The sequence below is a fragment of the Kribbella sp. NPDC031520 genome (genome assembly GCF_055580825.1).
Genome location: NZ_JBVIKS010000005.1, coordinates 191243 through 213880, shown reverse-complemented (window position 1 = coordinate 213880; position 22638 = coordinate 191243). Strand labels below are relative to the sequence as shown.

The window sequence follows — 22638 nt, the reverse complement described above, 5'->3', positions numbered from 1 at the left end:
AGGGGAGGGCGTGGCGGTTTTCCGCCACGATGGGGGACGGGACACACGCGCCATGGATCCATCGGCAACGGACTCGAGCAGTAGTACTTCGGTCAAGGTAATCGCCTTCACGTTCATCACACTGGTGATCTGCCTGCCGCTCATCGCCTACGTGGTGCTGATGTGGCTGCCACTCCAGGTCAATGCCGCCGCGACCAGGTTCACGGGCAGGTACTGGGGCTGGCACCTCTGGCACGTGACCGGCGAGGTGATGGCATCCCGGCGGCACACCGAGACGATCACCACCACCTCGTACAGCCTTCCGGCAGGCTCCTCGGTCCCGGGGATGTGGACGTCGGTCAACACCAACGTCTACGACCAGCTGGCGCTGAAGCTGGCCGACGGCCGGCCGGCGAACGTCGAGGTGGTCAACTTCAACGTCAGCGCCTGGCCCGGCCAGATCGTCAGCTTCTGGACCGCCGTGAAGGGCCGCAAGGTCTTCACGTTCGCGGTGCTCAACCACACGACGAACCAGCAGAACGTCAACGACCAGCAGGTCTTCAAGATCATGCTCTCGCAGACACTCCAGATCGTGTTCGTGCTGTACCTGGTCGGGCTCGCGCTGCCGATCGCGTTCCTGTCCGTCTTCGGCGGGGCCGGAGTGCCGTTCCTGCTCTGGCTGGTCCTGCTCGTCCTGTTCGTCATGGGACAGCGGCGGGTACGGCGCCGCTTCAACAAGAAGGGCCTGTCGACGCTCTGGCAACACAGCCGAGCCGAAGCAGCACTAATACCCCGCCCCGGCTACTGAACGGTTCCCGGCCGGCCGGGAAAACGGTTTGACGGACTGTCGGCGGGGCCGCCTAGGCTTGTTCTATTCGCCTGGTCAGGCCCCTTTGCCATCCTTCTATGCCTCATTGCGAGACGTCATGTCGTTGCGCCTCATTCCGTTCGCCGATCCGGGTGTGCCCGATACCCGGTCCGGCCTCCGACTCATCCTCTGGCTGGAGCACCAGCAGCTTCGCGGGCAGGCCCTCGCGGTCTTCTGGGGACTGGTGTACTTCGGCGGTATCGCCGCCGCTCCGGTCGCGGTCGGGCTGGCCGTGCAGGCGGCCATCGACCTGTCCTGGCCCAAGCTGATCCTGTCCGGCGTCCTGCTGCTCGCCTTCGGTGCAGCCAAGGCCGGCGCCGACTCGTTCTTCCACCAGGCCGTCATCACGAACTGGATCAGTACTGCGTCCCGCCTGCAGCAACTGCTGTTCCGCAAGGCCGCGGAGCTTGGCTCGCTCCTCACCCGCCGGATCGCTGCCGGCGAGGTGGTCGCCGTGAGCAGCGGCGACGTCGAGAAGATCGGCTGGTTCGTCGAGGTGCTCGGCCGGTTCGTGGCCGCGCTGCTGACCTGCTTCGCGGTCGTCATCGGCCTGCTGTTCTACGAACCGCAGCTCGGCCTGGTCGTCGCCGTTGCCGTACCGGTGCTGGCGTTCTCGATCGTCCCGCTGATGGGTCCGGCGGAGCGCCGCGCGGACGAGCAGCGGGCCAAGGGCGGCCGGGCCACCGAGCTCGCGGCAGACACCGTCGCCGGTCTGCGCGTACTGCGTGGCATCGGTGGTGAGCAGCTGTTCCTGGAGCGCTACCGCGACGCCTCCCAGCAGTACAGGAGCAGTGCGGTGCGCAGTGCGCGTATGTGGTCGCTGATCGCGGCGCTGCAGGTGCTGCTGTTCGGCCTGTTCCTGGTGCTCGTCGTGTGGATGGGTGTCCGGCTGGTGACGTCCGGCCGCATCTCGGTCGGTGAGCTGGTCACGACGTACGGCTTCATCACGTTCCTGCTGGTGCCGCTGCACACGTTCGAGGAGACCGCGAGCGCGTTCATCTTCTCGAAGGTGTCGGCGCGCCGGGCCGCACGGGTGCTGTCGCTGAAGCGCACCGACGAGACCAAGGCCACCGCCGAGGCGCAGCTGCCCGAAGGTGATCTGCTCGACCCGGTCACCGGACTGCACGTACCGTCCGGGAGCTTCACCGCGGTCGTCAGTGGCAACCCTGATGCCGGCGGTCTGCTGGCCGACCGGTTGGGTGGTCACAGCCCGACCGCTACCGACGAGGCGTCCGTACTGCTCGACGGTGTCGCGCTGGACGACCTCCCGCTCGAGTCGGCGCGCACTGTCGTCCTGGTGCAGGACAAGGACCCGGTGCTGCTGTCAGGGACGGTGCGTGAGCTGTTCGACGTACCAGCGAGTGGTGCGGTCTCCCCGGAGACCGCGCTGGACGCAGCGCAGTGTGAGGACATCCTCGACGTACTGCGGCAGACGCTGCCTGCCGGTGAGTCCGACGCGATGAACGCGGTGCTGACCGAGCGGGGCAGGTCCCTGTCCGGTGGCCAGCGCCAGCGAGTGGCGCTGGCGCGGTCGTTGTACGTCGACCCGCAGGTGCTCGTGCTGGACGAGCCGACGAGTGCGGTGGACGCGCACACCGAGGCGCGCATCGCGGACGGTCTGCGGCTACTAAGGCACGGACGTACGACCGTGGTGTTCACGTCGAGCCCGCTGATGCTGGACCGCGCCGAGCGGGTGGTGTTCGTACCGGACGGCCACGTGGCCGCGGTTGGTACGCACCACGAACTGTTGCACGGCAACGCGCAGTACCGCGCTGTCGTAACCCGTGAAGAAGAAGCAACGTACGAGGAGTCCTTGTGAAGCGCCCTGAGTACGACCCGGCAGCCCCGCAGGAGGTAGTGCGGCTGCCGGTGGCGCAAGGCGCGACCGTACGTGCCTACGTGAAGACGCTGTTCCGCCGGCACCGGCGTCAGTTCCTGTGGCTGACCGTGGTGAACACGGTGGCAGCGCTGAGCGGCATGGTCGGCCCGTGGCTGCTCGGCAACGTGGTGCAGAAGCTGTCCGAGGGCCACACCGACGTGAAGCTGCCCTCCGTCGTGATCGGTTTCGTGATCGCGCTGGCGGTGCAGACCGTGTTCGTCCGGCTGACCCGGCTGCGCGGTGCGGTGCTCGGTGAGGAGATGCTCGCGGACCTCCGTGAGGATTTCCTGGTCCGCGCGGTCGGCCTGCCACCGGGCGTGCTGGAGCGCGCCGGGACCGGTGACCTGCTGTCCCGGATCACCACCGACATCGACCGGCTGTCGCACGCGATGCGCGACGCCGTACCGCAGCTGACGATCGCGATCATCTGGGCGTCACTGCTGATCGGCGCGCTGGTCGTGACCGCACCGGCGCTGGCGATCGCGGTCGTGATCGCGGCACCGATCCTGATCATCGGCGGCCGGTGGTACTTCCGCCGCGCGCCGTCGGGGTACCGGTCCGAGGCGGCCGGGTACGCCGCGGTCGCGTCGGCGCTGGCCGAGACGGTCGACGCCGGCCGGACCGTCGAGTCGCACCGGCTCGGTGGTCGCCGGATCCAGTTCGGTGACACCCGGATCGGCCAGTGGGTCGCCTGGGAGCGGTACACGCTGTACCTGCGGATGATCCTGTTCCCGGTCATCAACATGACGCACACGGTCGCGCTCGCGGCGGTGCTGGTGATCGGTGGCGGGTTCGCGATCCAGGGCTGGCTCACGGTCGGTGCACTGACCACGGGCGCGCTCTACATCCAGCAGCTGGTCGAGCCGGTCAACATGATGATCCGCTGGTACGACGAGCTCCAGGTGGCGCAGGTGTCGCTGGCCCGTCTCGTCGGCGTACGCGAGGTGGAGACGGCCGCGGAGATCAGTGACGCCGAGCCGGACGGGCGGACCGTACTGGCCGACGACGTCCGCTTCGGGTACCTGGAGGGTCGCGACGTGCTGCACGGCGTGACGCTGACCGTTCAGCCGGGTGCTCGGGTGGCGCTGGTCGGCCCGTCCGGTGCGGGCAAGTCGACGCTGGGCCGGTTGCTGGCCGGCATCTACTCGCCACGCGTCGGCGACATCACCCTGGGTGGTGCGGCGCTGGACCGGATGTCCGCGGAGCAGGTGCGCAGCCACGTTGCCCTGGTCAACCAGGAGCACCACGTGTTCGTGGGCAGCGTGCGGGACAACCTGCGGCTGGCCAGGCAGGGCGCGTCCGACGCGGACCTGTGGGCCGCACTGCGGTCGGTTGACGCCGACGGCTGGGTTGCGGGGTTCGATGACGGGCTGGACACGGAGGTGGGGTCCGGTGGGGTCTCACTGACGCCTGCGCAGGCTCAGCAGGTCGCACTGGCCCGGCTGGTGCTGGCTGACCCGCACACGCTGGTCCTGGACGAGGCAACCTCGTTGATGGACCCGCGCGCGGCTCGTCACCTGGAGCGCTCGCTCGCGACCGTCCTGGAAGGCCGGACTGTCGTCGCGATCGCACACCGGCTGCACACCGCGCACGACGCGGACGTGATCGCGGTCGTCGAGGACGGCAAGATCGTCGAGCTCGGCCCCCACGACGAGCTCGTGGACGCCCAGGGCGCGTACGCCGCGCTCTGGCACTCCTGGCACGGCGACCGCTGACGGGGTGCCCGGCGGAAGCCCCGGGCACCCCCTGTCGTGTGAGGATTGCGGGGTGCTGCTGACAACGCTGTTTTCGCTGCCCACCACTTTGGCTCTCGACATCGACGACGACGGCCGGATGCTGGTTCTGTACGACGGCACCGGCACCCGCCAGGTCAACGAGGTCGCGCCCGACGGGACCTGGCGTGCGCTGACCGACCTCGACGACACCTGCCGCGGCGCCCGGTTCGTCCCGGGCAGCAGCCGGGTCGTCGTCGAGCACGACGCCGGCGGCAACGAGCGCGGTCAGCTCTCGATGCTCGACCTGACCGACTCGGGACTGCCCGCGCTGACCCCGCTGGTGCACGACGCGGAGTACATCCACCACCTGGTCGCCGCGCGCACCGGGCGCATCCTCTACACGACGAACCGCCGCAACGGCATCGACTTCGACCTGGTCACCCGCGACCTCGTGACCGGCCGCGAGACCGTGCTGTACGACGCCGGCGGCTGGGTGATGGGCGTCGACCCGTCGCCGGACGACAAGTGGGTCGTACTCTCCAAGGCCTCCAGCCCCGCGAACTCGATCCAACTGCTCCTCGTCGACACCTCGAGCCGTTCGGTCACCGAGCTGACGCCGGAGGACGACCACAACGACCAAGGCCCAGTGGCATGGCTGCCGGACTCGTCCGCGTTCGTCGTCTCCAGCGACGCCGGCCGGGACCGGAAGGCGATCCGCCGGTACGACGTGGCCGACGCGGCGTGGACCGACGTACTGGCGGACGACGCACGCGACCTCGCCGCGTGGCCGTCACCGGACGGCGAGCACCAACTGGTCGCCGTCCTCGAGGACGGCGAGGTGACGCTCGCACTGCACCGGCTCGAGGACGGTACGGCGATCGCACCGGTCGGCCTGCCGGACGGCGGCTGCGCCGCGTTGATGTACGCGACGCCGGACCCGATCTGGTCGCCGGACGGGTCGTTCGCGGCGATCACCTACAACTCCCCGATCCAGCCGCCGACCGTGTACCGGTTCGTGCCGAACGGCGAGCTGACCGCGATCGACACGGTCGAGGTACCGGCCGAGCTGGAGCACCCGGAGAGCCTGCGCGTCCCGTCGTTCGACGGCGAGCAGGTGCCGGTGTTCGTCTTCCGGCCGACCGCTCCGAACCTGGGCTCGACCGTGGTCCACGTGCACGGTGGCCCGGAAGGCGCCGCGCTGCGGATGTGGAGCCCGATCATCTCGGCGCTGGCCGGCGAGGGCCACACGGTCGTCGTACCGAACGTCCGGGGCTCGGCCGGCTACGGCAAGCGCTGGTACTCGCTGGACGACCGCCAGCTGCGGCTCGACTCGGTCAAGGACCTGGCCGCTATCAACGCGTGGCTGCCGACGATCGACGCCGATCCGAAGCGCGCGGCGCTGTGGGGCGGCTCGTACGGCGGGTACATGGTGCTGGCCGGCGTCTCGTTCCAGCCGGATCTGTGGGCGGCGGGTGTGGACATCGTCGGCATCGCCTCGCTGGTGACGTTCCTGGAGAACACCTCGGACTACCGCCGGGCGATGCGGGAGCGCGAGTACGGCTACCTGGCCACGGACCGCGAGTTCCTGGAGTCCGCGAGCCCGCTCAGCCGGGTCGACGACATCCGGGCGCCGCTGTTCGTCATCCACGGCGCCAACGACCCGCGGGTGCCGCTGTCCGAGGCAGAGCAGATCACGGAGGCGCTGACGAATCGCGGCGTACCCTGCCAGCTGCTTGTGTACCCGGACGAGGGCCACGGCCTGGCCAAGCTCAACAACCGGCTGGACGCGTACCCCCAGGCGTTCAGCTTCCTGCGAGACCACCTGGAGTAAGTGTCCCGGCGGTCGCGTCGAGCCGTACCGGCAAACCGAGCGGTACGGCGAGGTTCAGCGGCTCGTGCCCGATCGCCGCGCCCTCCACCATCGGCAGGCCGAGCGGCTCGAGCCGCTCGCGGATCGTGTCGTCGAGGCCTACGCCGCCCTGGCTGAAGTCACCGATGACCAGCCCAGTCACCTGGTCGAACCATCCGGCCCGCAGGAGCTGCGTGAGCAGCCGGTCCGCCTGGTACGCCTCCTCGTTGACCTCCTCGAGTACGACGACACCAGCCGGCGGCGCGTACGTCGGCGTACCGACACTGGACGCCAGCAGCGCCAGGTTGCCACCACGCAACCGGCCCTCTGCCACGCCCCCAACAACCGTGCGGGAACCGTGCAAGAGGTCTGTGACGGTCTCCGGCTCGAACAGCAATGCCCTTAGCCGCTCACGACCCTCTTTCACGGCCAGCTGCTCGACAGCAGCAGCCATCGGCCCGTGCAGCGTTACCAGACCACGAGCATTCAACGGCTCGTGCAGCGCGGTGATGTCGCTGAACCCGAGGAACCACTTCGGTACGGCGACCAGCTCGTCGAAGTCGACGTACTCGATCATCCGCTGCACGCCGTACCCACCGCGCGCGCAGAACACCGCGGCGTACTGCGGGTCGAGCCACGCGTTCCGCAGGTCCGCAGCGCGGGCCTTGTCGTCTGCGGCCAGGTACCGCAGCCGCTCGTCACCGGCCAGCACCGAGGGCATCACGTCGACCTCGAGGCCCCAGGACCGTACGTACTCCACGCCTGTCGCGAGCCGTGCTCCGTCCACGCGCCCTGACGGCGCCACCACAGCGACCCGGTCTCCACTTCGCAGCCGCTGCGGCAGCACCACGTCATTCACGCCGCTGACGCTACCAATTGACCTGGATGGTCGAGCTCTTGGAGACGCCGTTGACAGTCACGCCCAGCTGGGCGGTACCCGGACGCAGGGCGGTCACCAAACCGGTGGCCGGGTCGTACGAGGCAACAGCCCAGAACGGCGCGCTCTTCGCCGTACCGATGTGCATCGTCGACGAGCCCCACCAGTCGGCCGACACCGGGAACGCCACGGGGACCCGACGGCTCTCCTGTACGACGGTCGCTGCCGCCGTACCGGTCTGCCCTCGACGCAGAGCGGCGGGCGCAGTGAGCTCCAGCGAGTCCACGTGCGGTCGCAGCTCGACCTGGAACCAGGGCTGACCGGCCGACTTCGAGATACCGACCAGCGCCCAGCCGGTGAAGCCACCAGCGTCCGGCGCCGCAGCCGGACTCTTGCCGGAGTTGCCGGTCAGGGGCAGGAGTACGCCGTCGGCGCGGGTTGCTGCGAACGTGCCCGCATGCCCGGCCATGTACGCGGCGCCCTTGCCGGTGGACTTCCGGAAGTCGGCCAGCCACTGCACGATCATCGCGGCTTCCTTCCGGTCGCCGAGCTGCGAGTTCTGCGTCGGCGAGGGGTCGTCGATCGGGTGGTGCGCCATCACCACGACGTTCTTGATCGACCGATCGGCAGCCGCCGAGTCGAGTTGCTTGCGCAGATCGAGGATCTGGTCGAACCCGCCGGCCCGCAGCGATCCGAGCGACGAGTCGCGCAGGATGAAGCGGGTGCCGTTGTGGTCGAACGTGCTGGTCGCGTCGCCGAAGACCTTCTTCCACTCGGACAGGTCACCCGGACCGTACGTCTCGTGGTTGCCTGGCACGTAGTGCACCGGGACCTTGCCCGCGACCTCCTCGTCGATGATCTGCTTGGCCAGCGCGATGTCCGGCCCGAACGCGCGGTCGACGAAGTCGCCGTTGATCACCAGGAAGTCCGGGTTCTGCGCGAGCGCCTCGCGGATCGTCCGGCGGGCCTGCTTCACGTAGTCCGAGTTCGGGTCGTCGGAGGTGAACTGCGCGTCCGACATCACCGCGAACCGCCAACGGCTGCCGGTCTGCACGGTCCCGTCGGTGACCACCATCGGGTCGATCACCTTGGCGGGCGGGTCCATGGTGACCGGCGGCGCGCTGCGGACGGTCAGGTCGTCGACCACGATCCGGCCTGAGTACTGCCGGGTCGGCGAGGTCTCCACGACGTAGATCCGCCAGAACCGCAGCGGGTACGTGAGCCCCGGCGGGATGTCGGCCTCGACGTACTTCCAGCCGGTCCAGTCGACCGCGGCGGCCAGGTTGAGCGTCTGCGCCGTACCGCCCGCGGCGTCGTACGCGTTCGCGCGCAGCCAGGCGCCCTTGCCGTCGCCGTACACCCACGCGCCGAGCTTCTGCGGCTGGCCCGGCAGCGTCTGCTGCGGCGTCTGGGACAGGTACGCCGCTCGCGTGGCGGTGCTGCCCGTCAACGAGTAGTCGAGCGCGATCGCCTGCCCGCCGTCGTGGCCTTCCGCGGCGGACAGCGAAGCCGTCGCCTTCCCGGCCGGTACGGCGTTCGCGGCCCACTTGGTCACGTCGTCCAGCTCGTCGACGACCGTGCTCGCGAGACCTGCAGTGACGCTCAGCTGGGTGGTCAGCGTGCCGACGGTCGCCGTCACCACGGCCGACACCGCATCGTTGCCTACAGCATTGACTTCGAAGCCGTTGCGTGCAGCAACGATCTTGACCAGCGCCGGATCGTAGCTGAGCTTGACGTCGCGCGGCTCGATCCAGGTGCCGAACCCGTCGGCGTCGTACCCGTCGATCTCGAAGAAGCCCTTCGCTCCGGCGTCCGCGAGTGACACCTGCCGGGTCGACGGGGCGAGCCGGACCGGCGTACCGAGGACAGTCATCGGGAACCTTCCGTTCGCCGTGCCGCGGGTGGCGGTGACGATCACGTCGCCGGCGCGACGGCCGGTGACGACGCCCTGCTGGTCGACCCGGACGTTGCTACCGGCGTACCAGGACGGCGTACCGGTGGCCGGCGCGTACGTCTCGTCGTACCCGGTGGCCTCGAGGACCCGGCTGAGGCCGGTGAGGACGCGGGAGCTGCGGGAGATGTCGGCGTCCGGGCTCTCGTTGGAGGTGCCAACGGATTCGACGCGGAAGCCCTCCAGCTTGCCGCTGCCCTTGGCCGGGACCAGGCCGAGGCCGTTCGGGATCAGCCGCTCGCTGCCGTCGGACGGGTCGTTGACGACGTCCGGCGCGGCCTTGCCCGGCGTCCGGGCGAGCATCGTCGAGGAGCCGCCGCCGTCCAGGTTGAGGGCGTCGTCAGCCCCGAGGCTGATCATCAGCTGACCCATTTCCTTCAGCGACAGGCCACGCGAACCGGTCGCCCGGCCGTCGACGGTCAGCAGGATCATCCGGCTGCCGTCCGCGTCGAACCCGATCGCGGTCCGCGGCGCGAGGTCGGCGTCCGGTACGTCGGCCGGCACCTGGCCGTCCTTCGCCAGCTGAGTGTTGCCGCTGACCGCGGCCGCGACGTCGGCGGCGTCCGGGCGCAGGCCGTAGGCGATGTCGACCTTGTCGCCGATCTGCAGCTCGGTCAACGCGTCCGCGCCTGCCTCACGGCCGATCAGCGCCTGCTCGTTCGCCGCCAGCGGGGTGGTGGCCGGAGTGGTGGCGGAAGAGACGACCGCTCCGTCGCGAAGGATCACTTCGCGGACGGTCGGCAGGCCGTCGACGGTCCGGGTCCGGGCCGCGTCGCCCCACTCCGGGGTGTAGAGGCCGATCCCGCCGGCGTCCACGGCCGGCGAGTTCAGGTTGGTCAGCTCGAGCTTGGTGGCGCCGTCGGTCACCGTACCCTGCAGGAACAGCTGGGCGATCTTGCCGAGACCGTCCTTGTCGATGACCGCGGTGTCGTTGTGACCAGCCGCCGGTGCGTTCAGCAGCTTGCCCGACTCCACGCCGACGCCCAGCGGCGCGGTCGTGTCGTTGATGTCGAAGAAGTCGCCGTTCACGCCGGCGATCGCACCCTTGCGGGCGAGCTGCTGACTGAGCGGCTGCCCGCCGGACACCTTGCCGCCGTTGACCAGGTCGACAGTCACCCCGTGCTTGTCCAGGTCGGTGTCGAGAATGTCGCCGCGCTGCCATCCCTTCGGGTCGAGCCGCTCGAACGACGTGTAGTTCACCCCGGGCGCTACTGGGCTGTCGGAGCGCGACGTCAGTACGCCGTTCTCGGCGATCGCGGCGTCGGTGATCCCCTCGGTTTGACCGACCGCAGGACTGACCAGCACACCGGCGAGCAGACCGCCCACGCCGATCACTGCGGTCAAAGGACGGATGAGCGACACAGGAGCCTCCCCAACGAACGGACGCAAGCTGTGACAAACTAACCGCTTCCGGAGACGATCGGAAGATCCTTTACCTGTTGTTTCAGCGGGGTCCCACGAACCCCGTCCGGTACGCGACCACGACGGCCTGCACGCGGTCCCGGATCCCGAGCTTGGTGAGCAGCCGCGCGACGTGCGTCTTCACGGTCGTCTCGGCCACCACGAGCTCGGCCGCGATCTCGGCGTTCGACAACCCGCCCGCGATCAACCGGAGTACGTCGAGCTCGCGCTCGGTCAGCGCGGCCAGTTCGACCGGCGTGCCTTTTGACTCGACCGGCTCGACGTACCGCTCGACCAGCCGCCGGGTGATGGCGGGCTCGATCAGCGAGTCGCCGGTCGCGGCGGCCCGGACCGCGGCGATCAGCCGGCTGGACGGGGAGTCCTTGAGCAGGAAGCCCGCGGCGCCGGCGCGGAGCGCGCGGTACACGTACTCGTTCTGGTCGAACGTGGTGAGCACGATGATCGTCGGCGGATCCGGCTGCCGGCGGATCTGTTCGGTCGCGGACAGCCCGTCCAGCTCCGGCATCCGGATGTCCATCAGGATCACGTCCGGCGACACCAGCTGCGCCTGGCGGACGGCCGCCGTACCGGTGTCGGCCTCGGCCACCACCTCGATATCGCCTTCGGCCTCCAGGATCACCCGGAACCCGGTACGGACGAGCGTCTGGTCGTCGGCGACCAGCACCCGGATCTTGTCGGACACAGCCCGATTGTGCCGGAAGCGGGTCATCCGTGCGGACGACGCGGATCATCCGCGCGGACGACGGTGATCGTCCTCGCGCCAGACGCGGCCGACGGCAGCCGAAATCTACCTTCAGGACATGACCCGGACTGAAAGGACAAACCGATGAACGAGATCTTCAAGGGAATCCGGCCCCTCGACTACGTGCTGGCCGGCCTGATGACGGCCGGGGGTGTGGCGATGATGTACGAGAACACCGCATCCCTGGACGCGAACCTGCCGCATCCGCTGTCGACGACGACCTGGGCGATGGTGCCGGCGTTCCTGCTGGTGACGCTGCCGATCCTGTGGCGCCGCCGCAACATCCTTGCGGTCGTCGGCATCACGGCAGTCACCACCCTCGCGCATGTGGTCGCGTTCGGCTGGTTGACGCGCTGCGGCATCGTCCTCCCGCTGACCTTCGCGCTGGCGTACGCCGTCGCGCGGTTCGCCGGATCCTGGCGCAACCAGGCGACCGGGCTGGCCGGCATCGTCGTCATCCAGCTGGTGATGCTGTTCCGCGACTCGTCGATCGACTCGGTCGCGGGTGCGCTGGCGATCGCGCTGCCCGGTCTCGCGCTCTTCTACGCGATCGGCGCGATCGTGCAGAATCGAGTCACGAAGCAGTCCGCCGAACCGGCGTCCGTGCACGCCTGAGCGGGACTGACGGGTGGGGAGCCGGCCATGGGTGAGGTCTTCAGGGGAATCAAGGTTCGCGATTGGGGGATCGCGGGCGGCCTCACCGTGCTCGGCATCCTGCTGATGATCGAGAACACCGGAATGTCCGACGCCCACGTGCGCGCCGCCATCGCGGAGGGGTCGATGGTGCACGCTCAGAGCTCGCACTCGTTCTGGATGATCCCGGTGTTCGCGGCAGCGGCACTTCCGGTGCTGTGGTGGCGGCGAAGCATCCTCGCCGTCGCCACGGTGTCGGTGCTGGTGATGGCGGCGCACGACCTGCTGTTCGGATGGGTGACCCGCTGCGGCGCGGGACTCCCGCTCGCCTTCGTGATCGCGTTCCTCGGGGCGCTCACGACCGATCGGACGGTCAGGTGGATCGTCTGCGGGCTCAGCATCGTACTGACCGTGCTCGTGCTGGTCATCGACGCGACCACCGGCCCGGAGGCGATCGTCCTGGCGCTGCCGATCGTGTGCATCGTGTTCGGCGTCGGGCTGGCGGCCCGGCACCGTACGGCGCTCAACCGGGAGCTCGCGGACCGCGAGGCAGAGCTGCGGCGACTGCGCGACGAGGGGGCCGCGTTGGAGGTCGCTGACGACCGGGCCCGGCTGTCGCGGCAACTCGACGGACTGCTGCAGGAGCGGCTCGCCGGCCTGACCACCGCGGCCGAGTCGGCGAACGGCCTGCCGCCCGCGGAGGCGAAGGCGGCACTGGAGTCGATCGAGTCGGGCAGCCGGCAGACGCTGGACGACATGCGCGAGATCGTCGGGCTGCTGCGCGGCGACGACCTCGCGTTCGCGCCGACGCCGACGGTCGCCCATCTCGACACGTTGCTTGCCCGGCTCCGTACGTCGCACTCGCAGCTGATCGTGACCGGTGACCCGCGGGCATTGCCTGCCACCGTGGAGCTTTCGGCGTACCGGATCGTCGAGCACCTGGTGACCGCGCTGGCCGACCAGGCCGACGCGCCGATCGTGGTGACGGTGCGGTTCGAGACCGACGCGCTCGAGATCAGGGTGAACGGACAGGTCGGCGAGGCGGCCGACCTGAAGGCGGCGGTGGCCCGGGCCAGGGAACGCGCGAAGTTGCTGGGCGGATCGGTCGACGTGAAGATCACCAAGGGCCGTGCGGGCGCGGTCGCCCAACTGCCGGTGGCCGGCTGACATGAACGCGCGCCGGCTCGAGCACGTGGGGATCGTGGTGCTGGTCGCCGCGGTCGTCGCGCTGCCGACGGCGATCCACGGCTGGCCGACGACGCTGATCGGCAACGTGTTCACCGGCGCGTTGCTGGCAAGCGGAGTCGCGCTGTTGTGGTGGCGGACCCGCCCGCGGGTGGTCGCTGTTACGGGCGCGGGATTCCTACTGTTGACGGCGGTGCTGTCCGACTACGGGTGGTTTCCGGACACGACCTTCGCGATCCTCGCGTTGGTGACGCTGGTCGCGGCACTCGGGTGGTCGGGGTGGTCGGCCTGGGTCGCTGCGGGCACGTTCGCGGTGGTCCTGTTCACGATGTGGGTGGCCCTCGGGGACAACACCGAGGTGCCGTTGGTGATGTTCAGCGTGCCGAGTTTCCTGGCCGGGACGGTACTGCGGCTGCACCGGGAGTCGGCCGAGGAGCTGACCCGGCGCGGACGCGAACTGGAAGAGGAGCGCGAGCTGTTCGCGGAGCTCGCCGTACGGCACGAGCGCGCCCGGATCGCGTCGGAGCTGCACGACATCGTCGGGCATGCGATCAGCGTGATGGTGATCCAGGCGGCGGCCGGTCAGCGGCTGGTTGAGCGGGATCCGGTCGGGGCCGAGCGGGTGTTCACCGGGCTGGCGGAGTCGGCCCGGCAAGGCCGTGAGGACCTGCGGCGGCTGGTCGAGCTGCTCGGCGGAGTGGAGGTCGGCGGGCCGGATCTGTCGTTGATCGAGGAGGTCGTCACGCGGGCGGCGCGGAGCGGACTGGATGTGTCGTGCCGGTTCGAGGGGTCGCGCGACGGGGTGTCGGCGCCGGTGGCGCATGCGGCGTTCCGCGTCGTACAGGAAAGCCTCACGAACGCGTTGCGGTACGCGCCGGGGGCCGCGGTCCGCGTCGTGGTGAACGGCGCCGGGCGGAACCTGACGGTACGGGTGGCGAACGGAGAGGCGGTCCAGCAGCGACCGCTGCTGCAGGGCACCGGCCATGGGCTGGCCGGACTGCGGGACCGCGTGCAGGAGCTGGGCGGTCAGCTCGTTGCGGGACCGGTCGCCGACGGCTGGCTGGTCGAGGCGACGATGCCCGGCGGGATCAGTTCGTGCTGACCGGGCGGCCGGCGATCTCCCAGGCGTGCATGCCGCCGTCGAGGTTGATGGCCTCGCGGCCGAGCTGGTTCAGGAACTGGGTGGCCATGCCCGAGCGGCCGCCGACCGCGCAGACGCAGAGCACCTTCTGGTCCAGGGGGACCTCGCCGACCCGGTCCTGCAGCTCGCCGAGCGGGATGTGCGTGGCGCCCTCGATGTGGCCGCGGTCCCACTCGTCCGGCTCGCGGACGTCGAGCACGAACGCCTCCGCCAGCAGTGCGTCGTCGAGCTCGCTCACCACGACCGAGGGAATCTCCTGGTTCCGGAACATGCCCCCAGCATGCCAGAGGGTGACCAACCGGGCGCCGACCGGTTCCGGAACTCGGGAAAAGCGTTGACACCGGACAGCCGGGGACGGACCGTGGCTCGGAGGGAGGCTGCGGTGGCGCTGATTCAGGGGATCCCGGGGGAGTTCGAACCGCAACCGTGGGGTGAGGCGATCCTGCGGAATCGTGAGCTGTTGCTGTTGCGCATCGCGTGCCGTCCACCGGACCACGAAGTACGTCTGCCGGGTCTCGCCACGACGCCGCGGCACGTCGTCGAGGACCACACCGGCAAGGCACTGACCTGGCGCCGCGACGGCGACGACCTCGTCGTCCGGCTGCCCGAGACCGGCGAGCCGCCGATCGTCCGGGTCGCGCTCGCGGGCAAGCTGCGGATCGTCCCGCCGGACACCGTCACGGCGAACGCCGACGGCGTCTGGGACCTCACTCCGGCCGGTACGACGGCCCACCTGGTGGCGCGACGCGCGGCCGACGTCGCCGTACGGTTCGTCGGCGTGGCCGAACCGGACAGCCGGCACCAGGTCCGGCTCGCCGGCCGGCGGTACGGCGTGACCGGTCACGAACTCACCCGCACCACCATCGGCCCGTTCCCGATGCCGGAGCGCCGCGTCGTGCCGCTCGCCGTACCGGCCGGGATACGGCGGGTCCTGGTCGCTCCGGTCGGGACCGTGCTGGCGTCGATCCACCCGGGCCGTGTAGGGATCACCGTCGTGGTGACGAACTTCGGCCGTACGACGGTCCGCGGCGAGGTCGAACTCCCGCTGCCGGCCGGCTGGTCCGCTGCCGAGCAGACGTGGACGTTCGACGGCCTCGAACCGGGACGGTCGGTCGGGTGGGTCACCCGGGTCGCCGGTCCGGGCGCGAGCGAACTTCGGGCCCGGCTGGACGCGGGCCGGCGGTCCGCGTCCGCACCGTACGTCGTTCAGCTGTGACCGCTTGCTCCCTAGGCGTCGACCTTCTCCTGCTCGGGCGCCTTGGCGGGCAGCCGCTTGCCGAGGTTGATGAAGAAGAAGATCAGGCCGAGGGTGATCGTGATGTGGCCCAGGCCGGAGATGCCGTCGAGGGCGGCGCCGGGCTGGTGCCCGAGCACGGTCATTGTGCCGCGCAGCAGCATCATGCCGACGGTCAGCGCGAGACCAGCGTTGTAGACCCAGAAGAACGCGTTGAACAGCTTCCCGTCGGTCAGCGTGAAGAGCTTCTCCAGCGCGAGCACGATCAGGAAGAACAGCATCCCCAGCGCGAGGATGTGGGTGTGGACGACGCCGAGCTGGGAGTCTCCGGTGAAGTCCTTGGCCTTGGTCAGCTCGCGGTAGTACAGCCCGCTGATGAGCCCCAGAATCATGTAGACGTGTGCTGCCACGTAGATCTTCCGCATAAGGCGGGAACCTACTTGAGCAGCTTCGACAACCTTCGATCGGCCAGCGGTTTGCCGCCGGTCTGGCAGGTCGCGCAGTACTGCAGGGAGGAGTCGGCGAAGCTGACCTCACGGACGACGTCGCCGCAGACCGGGCACTTCTGACCCGTACGGCCGTGCACCCGCAGGCCGGACTTCTTCTCCGACTTCAGGTCCTGGACGGCCAGCCCGGCGGACCGGTCGACGGCGTCCTTCAGGGTTTCGCGCATCGCGTCGTACAGCGTCTCGAGCTCGGCGTCGGACAGGTTGGACGCCGGTTTGAACGGGCTCATCTTCGCCACGTGCAGGATCTCGTCGGAGTACGCGTTGCCGATACCGGCGATCACGGACTGGTTCCGCAGGACACCCTTGAGCTGCACGCGTCCCGCGCGTTCGAGGATCGCGCCGAAGTCGTCGAGCGACAGCGTGAACGGGTCCGGCCCGAGCCGGGCGATGCCAGGGACCTCGCTGGGGTCGCGAACGACGTACACCGCGAGCTTCTTCTGGGTGCCGGCCTCGGTCAGGTCGAACCCGGAGTCGTCGTCGAGCACGGTCCGGAGCGCGATCGGGCCCTTGCCGGGCCGGACGAGCCCGGTGTTCTGCTCCTCTTTCCAGCGCAGCCAGCCGGCCCGGGCCAGGTGGATCACCAGGTGCACGCCCTGCGCCGAGATGTCCAGGAACTTCCCGTGCCGCTGCACGTCGTCGATCAGCAGCCCGACCATCGCCGAGATCGGCGGGTCGTACGTCTTCAGCGCGCTGATCGCGGTGATGTCCGCCCGGACGAACGCATGCCCCACCGCCCGCTCCCGCAGGAACACGGCCAGCGACTCCACCTCCGGCAACTCAGGCATACCCCTAGTGTGCCCGACGCCAGGGACAGTTCCGGTGAATCACCTATGGAGAGGGCTTGTCACGGCCGGTAGCTTCGAGTGCAACAGAGTAGGGAGGCCCTGATGGGGTTCGTGAAGACATTGGTCAAGGGCGCTGTGGTCGCCAAGCTGGTGCAGGTCGCCCAGCGTGAGCTCAGCAAGCCGGAGAACCAGGCCAAGATCAAGCAGGCAGTACAGAAGGTCCAGCAGCGCCGCGCCCACTGAGGTAGAGATAGCTCCACCTCCGAAGAGGACCCAGCGCGCCTGCGCCCAGCGCCCCGCGCTGATGTGCTGTGCGTATGGGTCAGGTACTGGAGCGGACGCGGATTCAGGACGTCGACGCGCTGCGTGGTTTCGCCCTGCTGGGCATCTTGATCGTGAACATCACGTTCGCGGCGTCCGGGTATCCGATCCACATCGCAGAGGACCCGGCGTACAGCTCCTGGCTGGACCAGTCGGTGCGGTGGCTGTCGTCGGCGTTCGTCGACATGAAGTTCTACCTGCTGTTCTCGTTCCTGTTCGGGTACAGCTTCCACCTGCAACTGCAGGCGGCTCAGCGCGCAGGTGCAGCGTTCCGGCCGCGCATGCTGCGACGGCTGGGCGGGCTGCTGGTCCTCGGCGTACTGCATGGCGTCTTCTTGATCACCGGCGACATCCTGAGCGTCTACGCGATCATCGGGCTCGTACTGCTCGCTATGCGGCGCGTGAACGACCGTACGGCGCTCGTCGTCGCGGGAGCTGTCTACGCTTACCTCTTCATCACCCTGGCGGTCGCAGCGCTCTTCTTGGACACATCGGCGGTACTGGACCCGTCCACAGCAGTAACGGCAGCACAGGGGACTGCCGCGAACCTGGCGGGCTCGTTCAGCGACGTGATCGGCGAACACATCCGTGCACTGCCGACGTACGGCCTCTCGCTGCTCACAGTGCAAGGCCCGACCACACTGGCCGCGTTCTTGATCGGCATGGTGGCCGGCCGACGGAAGCTGTTGCGGAAGGTCGACGGCTACGACGCCCTGCTGCGGCTGATCCAGCTGATCGGTTTCGCCATCGGTACCACCGGCGGGATCGTCTACGCGTCCGGTGGCAACGGTGACACCAGGGCCGTGCTGATCAGTGTGATGACGGCGCCGTTCTTGACGGCGGCGTACGTCGCCTCGCTGCTGCGGATCATGCACTCCGACGGCGGTGAGGACATCCGCCGGCTGCTCGCACCCGCCGGGCGCATGGCGCTGTCCAACTACATCGGGCAGTCAGTGGCAACGCTGCTGATCTTCACCGGCGTCGGGTTCGGGCTGGTGGGACAGGTCTCGCCGCTGGAGACCATGGGCCTCGCGGTCGGGATCTTCGTACTGCAGGTGATCCTCAGTCACGTGTGGCTGAGCACCTTCCGGTACGGGCCGGTCGAAGGGGTGCTGCGGGCGGTCACGAACGCGACCGCCCTCAGCCGGCGAACTCAGGCCGCGTGACGGCCGTGGTGCAGGCGGGCGGTGCGGATGGTGTGCACCGTCCCGGTGGTCGAAGCAGGCTTGTGGGTGAAGGGCTTGGCCGTCGCGCCGAGCGCGAGCAGGTCGAGCTTGGTACGGGCGACGTCGCGGTCGTCGGCGATCCAGGTGCCCCGCGGTCCGGCGGCCGGGCCGGTCGCGTTGCGCCGGTTGCTGAGCTCCAGAGCCGCGATCACGGCCAGTACGAGAACTGTGAGTGCGATGTATGCGGTCATGGCAGTAATGATTCTATGTTTCAGATCCTGCCACCAGTGGCGCTATTGACATAGTCCGATAAGATTCTGCCATGTTGCGGAAGATCGCGGTGGTCCTGATGGAGGACGTCGCCCTGTTCGAGTTCGGCGTCCTGGCCGAGGTGTTCGGGCTGGACCGCACCGACGACGGTGTGCCGCCGTTCGACTTCAAGGTGTGTTCGACCACGCCCGGCGTCCCGATGGAGACCAGTACGCACTCCCAGGTGGTCGCGCCGTACGGCCTGGAGGAGCTCGAGGACGCCGACCTGATCGGCATCCCGGCCACCACCTGGCGGCACGAGTACGACGAACGCATCCTGGACGCGCTGCGCCGGGCCGAGGCGCGCGGCGCGATCCTGCTCACGGTCTGCTCCGGCGCGTTCGTGCTCGGCGCCGCCGGACTGCTCGACGGCCGCGGGTGCACCACGCACTGGCGCTACATCGACAAGTTCATGGCGCAGTTCCCGAATGCGAAGATCGACCCGGACGTGCTGTTCGTCGACGACGGCAACATCATCACCAGCGCCGGTACGGCGGCCGGTATCGACGCCTGCCTGCACCTGGTCCGGCGCGAGCTCGGCAGCGCGGTCGCGACCAGGATCGCGCGCCGGATGGTGGTCCCGCCGCAACGCGACGGCGGCCAGCGGCAGTACGTCGAGGTTCCGGTGCCGGAGTGCTCCGCGGAGAGCCTGCAGCCGGTGCTGAACTGGATGACCGACAACCTCACGATCGAGCACACCGTGCCGGCCCTGGCCCGGCGCGCGCAGATGTCGGAGCGCACGTTCGCCCGCCGCTTCGTCGCCGAGACCGGTACGACGCCCCTCAAATGGGTCACCACCCAGCGCGTACTGCGTGCGCGCACGCTGCTCGAACAGACCCGGATGGGCATCGAGCAGATCGCCACCGAGTCAGGCTTCGGGACGGCCGCCCTGCTCCGGCACCACTTCCGTAGAGTGGTGGGCGTGCCACCACAGGATTACCGCCGTACGTTCCAGACCGCCGGCTGATGGTTGCGTACCGCAACGCCAGCCCCGATGACGCCGACGCCGTACTGGCTTTCTGGGCCACGGCCGCCGAGGACTCACACCGCCCAGCAGACTCCGCCGACGCCGTACTGCGCCTGATCGCGCGCGATCCACAGGCGCTGATCCTTGCCGTGGACAACGATCAGGTCGTCGGCTCGATCATCGTCGGCTGGGACGGCTGGCGCTGTCACCTGTACCGGCTGGCCGTCGCGCCGACGCACCGCCGGCAGGGCATCGGCCGCGAACTGGTCGCCCGCGCCGAGACGAGGTTCGCGGCGTACGGCGGAACGCGCGCGGACGCGATGGTGCTCGACGACAACACCCAGGCACACGGCGTCTGGTCCACGGCCGGCTATTCCCCACAGCCCGAATGGTCGCGCTGGGTCAAGCCGCTCCAGCTGGATACTTGACATCGGATACCCGCAAACTAATACTCGATTTCGAGTAATCGAGATCGGGGATGTGGTCGCGTGGCCAGACGCAAGGTGGGCAATCCGCTCGCGTTCGCCGTGCTCGGCACTCTTAGCGAGCGGCCGATGCACCCGTACGAGATCTCCACGACGCTCCGGACCCGCGCCAAGGACCGGAGCATCAAGGTGAACTACGGCTCGCTCTACTCGATCGTGTCCAGCCTGGAGAAGCACGGCTTCATCGAGGCGCTGGAGACCGTCCGCGAGGGCAACCGGCCGGAGCGGACGGTGTACCAGATCACCGACGCCGGCCAGGCCGAGTTCGAGGACTGGCTGACCGAGCTGGTCGGTACGCCGTCGCGTGAGTTCCACCCGCTGGAGGCGGGCCTCGCGTACCTGCTCGGTCTGCAACCGGACCGTGCCGTCGAGCTGCTGGAGCAGCGTCTGGTGATCGTCGACGCGGAGATCGCGAAGACGACCAGGGAACACGACGAGATGGCGGCCGTCGGCTTTCCGCGGATCTTCTGGGTCGAGTCGGAGTTCCGGCTGGCGCTGCTGCGCGCCGAGTCGGCGTACGTCCACCAACTCGCCGAGGAGATCCGCGGCGACACGCTCGGCGGGGCGAAGTTCTGGCGGACGGCGTGGAAACACTATCTGGAGGACGGCATCGCCCCGGCAGACCAGTTGAAGGATCCGGTCAAGTACTTCGGGGAGGAGTTCGCCTCGATGCAGGCACTGCCGGAAGCGTAAAGAGCGGCCCTCGATCCACGGTGCGGCAACACCAGGATCAAGGGCCGCGGTTCCTCGAGTCGGTCCGAAGACCTGGCACCCAAGGCGCATTCATCAGGATAGCCAGCCCGACGACCGGCTCCCGCACCCACAAGGGAGTCATCTGATGGCTACGCATGCCGTCGAAGCGGTCGACCTGGTCAAGACGTACCCGGCCGGCCGGAAGAATCCACCGCTTCGCGCGCTCGACGGGCTCACCGTCAGCGTGCCGGAGGGCGTCGTCCTCGGCCTGCTCGGGCCGAACGGCGCCGGCAAGTCCACCACGGTCAAGATCCTGACCACGCTGTCCCGGGCCGACTCGGGCAGCGCGCGGGTCGCCGGCCACGACGTCAACCGCGAGCAGGACAAGGTCCGGCGCGCGATCGGGTACGTACCGCAGAAGTCCAGCTCGGACCCGATGGCGACCGGTCTGGAGAACCTCGTCCTGAGCGGGCGCATCTTCGGGCTGTCCCGTTCCGAGGCTGTTCAGCGCGCCGGCGAGTTGCTGACCCGCTTCGACCTGGCCGAGCACGGCGATCGGCCGGTACGCACGTACTCCGGGGGAATGCAGCGCAAGCTGGACGTCGCGCTCGGCCTGGTCCACCGGCCCAAGGTGCTGTTCCTGGACGAGCCGACCACGGGCCTCGACCCGGAGGCGCGGGCCGACCTGTGGAACGAAGTACTGCGGTTGTCCGGGCAGGAAGGGCTGACCGTACTGCTCACCACGCACTACCTGGAGGAGGCCGATCGGCTGGCCGGGCAGCTGGCGATCGTCGACCACGGCAAGGTCGTTGCCGAGGGCACCCCGGAGACGTTGAAGGCCGCGCTCCGCGGCGACTCGGTACATGTCGAGCTGGTCGATCCTGACACCGACGGGACCGTTCGCTCGTTGTTGCGGCAGTTGCCCGGGATCGGGGAGATCGTTGTCGAGGGCAACACTTTGCGGGCGCGGGTCGATCGTGGCGCAACCGCCGTACCGGCTGTGCTGGGAGTCCTTGAGGACAAGGCGATTCCGGTGGTTGCGGTGACTGTGTCGCGACCGTCGCTGGACGACGTGTACCTGCAGTACACCGGTCGTTCGTTCAAGGTTGCGGAGGAGGCGGCGTGATCGCGCATACGGGTCTCATCCTCGGCCGGTGGACGCGGGCGTCGTACCGGCAGCCGGCGTTGATCGCGTTCACGTTGGTGCAGCCGGCGATCTGGTTGCTGTTGTTCGGGCAGCTGTTCCAGGGGGTCGTACACATCCCCGGGTTCGGCGACTCGTCGTACATCGCGTTCCTGACGCCGGGGATCGTGATGATGACCGCGCTGATGACGAGCGGCTGGAGCGGTACGTCGTTCGTCCAGGACATGGAGCGCGGGGTGATGGACCGGATGCTCGCGTCGCCGGTCAGCCGCGGCGGGCTGATGGCCGGACAGCTGCTCAGCAACGCGACCACGACGTTCATCCAGACCGTGCTGGTGTTCGGGATCGGCTTCGCTGCCGGTGCTCGGTACGACGGTGGGATCGGCGGCTATCTGGTGACGATCCTTGCTTCGGTACTGGTCGGGCTCGGGTTCGGCTCGTTGTCGAACGCGGTCGCACTGCTCACCCGGCAGCAGGAGGCGCTGATCGGGATCTCGCAGTTCGTGTCGCTGCCGCTGACGTTCATGTCGTCGATCATGATCGACCCGACGGTGGCGCCGCACTGGGTGAACGTCGCGGCCCGCTACAACCCGGTCGACTGGGCCACCATCGCCGCCCGCCAGTCCTTGGCCGCCTCGCCGGACTGGTCGTCGGTCTGGCGGCACTGCACGTACCTACTGGCCTTCACCCTGATCGTCGCCTGGCTCTCGACCCGGGCCTTCCGTACGTACCAGCGGTCAGTGTGAGGCGTACCAGGGCCTCCTCCCTCCTCCCCTCTTTCTTT

General features: G+C 69.0%; 22 protein-coding genes. 15 read left to right on the top strand and 7 right to left on the bottom strand.

Annotated elements, in window-relative coordinates:
• Positions 1 to 52: 52 nt before the first annotated feature.
• The 4 genes from ACZ5BU_RS26230 to ACZ5BU_RS26215 all read left to right on the top strand — a co-directional run bounded on the left by ACZ5BU_RS26230 (position 53) and on the right by ACZ5BU_RS26215 (position 6272).
• The gene (locus ACZ5BU_RS26230) at positions 53 to 787 is read left to right on the top strand and encodes a hypothetical protein (protein ID WP_465703066.1); all 735 of its coding nucleotides are present in this window, start codon (positions 53 to 55) and stop codon (positions 785 to 787) included.
• Between the two features lie 118 nt (positions 788 to 905).
• Entirely contained in the window at positions 906 to 2666 is a 1761-nt protein-coding gene (locus ACZ5BU_RS26225) for an ABC transporter transmembrane domain-containing protein (RefSeq protein WP_465703064.1), read from the top strand.
• A complete protein-coding gene (locus tag ACZ5BU_RS26220; protein ID WP_465703062.1) occupies positions 2663 to 4441 on the top strand; it encodes an ABC transporter ATP-binding protein in 1779 nt (592 codons plus the stop codon). Before ACZ5BU_RS26225 ends, ACZ5BU_RS26220 begins: the two co-directional genes overlap by 4 nt.
• Before the next feature lie 52 nt (positions 4442 to 4493).
• Positions 4494 to 6272, top strand: a complete 1779-nt coding sequence (locus tag ACZ5BU_RS26215; protein ID WP_465703060.1) for a S9 family peptidase — start codon at positions 4494 to 4496, stop codon at positions 6270 to 6272.
• Here the strand turns inward: ACZ5BU_RS26215 and ACZ5BU_RS26210 are convergent.
• The 3 genes from ACZ5BU_RS26210 to ACZ5BU_RS26200 form a co-directional block, all read right to left on the bottom strand.
• Positions 6244 to 7149, bottom strand: coding sequence for a S66 peptidase family protein (locus ACZ5BU_RS26210; RefSeq protein WP_465703058.1), 906 nt, complete (start codon positions 7147 to 7149; stop codon positions 6244 to 6246). The two genes, ACZ5BU_RS26215 and ACZ5BU_RS26210, sit on opposite strands and share 29 nt — an antisense overlap.
• A 10-nt stretch (positions 7150 to 7159) precedes the next feature.
• A complete protein-coding gene (locus ACZ5BU_RS26205) occupies positions 7160 to 10480 on the bottom strand; it encodes a phosphodiester glycosidase family protein (RefSeq protein WP_465703056.1) in 3321 nt (1106 codons plus the stop codon).
• 82 nt (positions 10481 to 10562) lie between these two features.
• A complete protein-coding gene (locus ACZ5BU_RS26200) occupies positions 10563 to 11222 on the bottom strand; it encodes a response regulator (RefSeq protein WP_465703054.1) in 660 nt (219 codons plus the stop codon).
• A gap of 144 nt (positions 11223 to 11366) precedes the next feature.
• Here ACZ5BU_RS26200 and ACZ5BU_RS26195 point away from each other — a divergent pair, with 144 nt between their 5' ends.
• The 3 genes from ACZ5BU_RS26195 to ACZ5BU_RS26185 are packed head-to-tail and all read left to right on the top strand — an operon-like array spanning position 11367 to position 14202.
• Positions 11367 to 11897, top strand: coding sequence for a hypothetical protein (locus ACZ5BU_RS26195; RefSeq protein WP_465703052.1), 531 nt, complete (start codon positions 11367 to 11369; stop codon positions 11895 to 11897).
• A 27-nt stretch (positions 11898 to 11924) separates the two neighbouring features.
• Positions 11925 to 13082, top strand: a complete 1158-nt coding sequence (locus ACZ5BU_RS26190) for a sensor histidine kinase (protein WP_465703050.1) — start codon at positions 11925 to 11927, stop codon at positions 13080 to 13082.
• Position 13083: 1 nt separating this feature from the next.
• Positions 13084 to 14202 (top strand): sensor histidine kinase, encoded by a 1119-nt coding sequence (locus ACZ5BU_RS26185; protein WP_465703048.1) that lies wholly within the window; start codon positions 13084 to 13086, stop codon positions 14200 to 14202.
• On the opposite strand, the gene ACZ5BU_RS26180 is transcribed toward ACZ5BU_RS26185, so the two are convergent.
• The gene (locus tag ACZ5BU_RS26180) at positions 14189 to 14512 is read right to left on the bottom strand and encodes a rhodanese-like domain-containing protein (protein WP_465703047.1); all 324 of its coding nucleotides are present in this window, start codon (positions 14510 to 14512) and stop codon (positions 14189 to 14191) included. The two genes, ACZ5BU_RS26185 and ACZ5BU_RS26180, sit on opposite strands and share 14 nt — an antisense overlap.
• A 111-nt stretch (positions 14513 to 14623) precedes the next feature.
• Here ACZ5BU_RS26180 and ACZ5BU_RS26175 point away from each other — a divergent pair, with 111 nt between their 5' ends.
• Positions 14624 to 15457 carry a hypothetical protein gene (locus ACZ5BU_RS26175; RefSeq protein WP_465703045.1) on the top strand — a complete coding sequence of 278 codons (834 nt, stop codon included), beginning with the start codon at positions 14624 to 14626 and terminating at the stop codon, positions 15455 to 15457.
• Positions 15458 to 15468: 11 nt separating this feature from the next.
• On the opposite strand, the gene ACZ5BU_RS26170 is transcribed toward ACZ5BU_RS26175, so the two are convergent.
• The gene (locus ACZ5BU_RS26170; protein WP_465703043.1) at positions 15469 to 15900 is read right to left on the bottom strand and encodes a DUF2871 domain-containing protein; all 432 of its coding nucleotides are present in this window, start codon (positions 15898 to 15900) and stop codon (positions 15469 to 15471) included.
• Between the two features lie 11 nt (positions 15901 to 15911).
• Positions 15912 to 16769 carry a DNA-formamidopyrimidine glycosylase family protein gene (locus ACZ5BU_RS26165; RefSeq protein ID WP_465703042.1) on the bottom strand — a complete coding sequence of 286 codons (858 nt, stop codon included), beginning with the start codon at positions 16767 to 16769 and terminating at the stop codon, positions 15912 to 15914.
• 102 nt (positions 16770 to 16871) lie between these two features.
• On the opposite strand from ACZ5BU_RS26165, the gene ACZ5BU_RS26160 reads away from it, so the two are divergent.
• Positions 16872 to 17012 carry a hypothetical protein gene (locus tag ACZ5BU_RS26160; protein WP_465703041.1) on the top strand — a complete coding sequence of 47 codons (141 nt, stop codon included), beginning with the start codon at positions 16872 to 16874 and terminating at the stop codon, positions 17010 to 17012.
• A 74-nt stretch (positions 17013 to 17086) separates the two neighbouring features.
• A complete protein-coding gene (locus tag ACZ5BU_RS26155) occupies positions 17087 to 18256 on the top strand; it encodes a DUF418 domain-containing protein (RefSeq protein ID WP_465703039.1) in 1170 nt (389 codons plus the stop codon).
• Here ACZ5BU_RS26155 and ACZ5BU_RS26150 read toward each other — a convergent pair.
• Positions 18244 to 18507: a hypothetical protein gene (locus ACZ5BU_RS26150; protein ID WP_465703037.1), complete on the bottom strand. Its 264-nt coding sequence runs from the start codon at positions 18505 to 18507 to the stop codon at positions 18244 to 18246. The genes ACZ5BU_RS26155 and ACZ5BU_RS26150 overlap by 13 nt on opposite strands.
• 71 nt (positions 18508 to 18578) lie before the next feature.
• Here ACZ5BU_RS26150 and ACZ5BU_RS26145 point away from each other — a divergent pair, with 71 nt between their 5' ends.
• The 5 genes from ACZ5BU_RS26145 to ACZ5BU_RS26125 all read left to right on the top strand — a co-directional run bounded on the left by ACZ5BU_RS26145 (position 18579) and on the right by ACZ5BU_RS26125 (position 22600).
• Positions 18579 to 19532, top strand: coding sequence for a helix-turn-helix domain-containing protein (locus tag ACZ5BU_RS26145; RefSeq protein WP_465703035.1), 954 nt, complete (start codon positions 18579 to 18581; stop codon positions 19530 to 19532).
• Positions 19532 to 19960, top strand: coding sequence for a GNAT family N-acetyltransferase (locus tag ACZ5BU_RS26140; RefSeq protein WP_465703034.1), 429 nt, complete (start codon positions 19532 to 19534; stop codon positions 19958 to 19960). Before ACZ5BU_RS26145 ends, ACZ5BU_RS26140 begins: the two co-directional genes overlap by 1 nt.
• A gap of 60 nt (positions 19961 to 20020) precedes the next feature.
• Positions 20021 to 20710, top strand: a complete 690-nt coding sequence (locus tag ACZ5BU_RS26135; protein WP_465703032.1) for a PadR family transcriptional regulator — start codon at positions 20021 to 20023, stop codon at positions 20708 to 20710.
• 145 nt (positions 20711 to 20855) lie between these two features.
• Positions 20856 to 21836, top strand: coding sequence for an ATP-binding cassette domain-containing protein (locus tag ACZ5BU_RS26130; protein ID WP_465703030.1), 981 nt, complete (start codon positions 20856 to 20858; stop codon positions 21834 to 21836).
• On the top strand, positions 21833 to 22600 hold the full coding sequence (locus ACZ5BU_RS26125) for an ABC transporter permease (RefSeq protein ID WP_465703028.1): 768 nt from the start codon (positions 21833 to 21835) through the stop codon (positions 22598 to 22600). The genes ACZ5BU_RS26130 and ACZ5BU_RS26125 overlap by 4 nt, the downstream gene beginning before the upstream one ends.
• Positions 22601 to 22638: the final 38 nt, after the last annotated feature.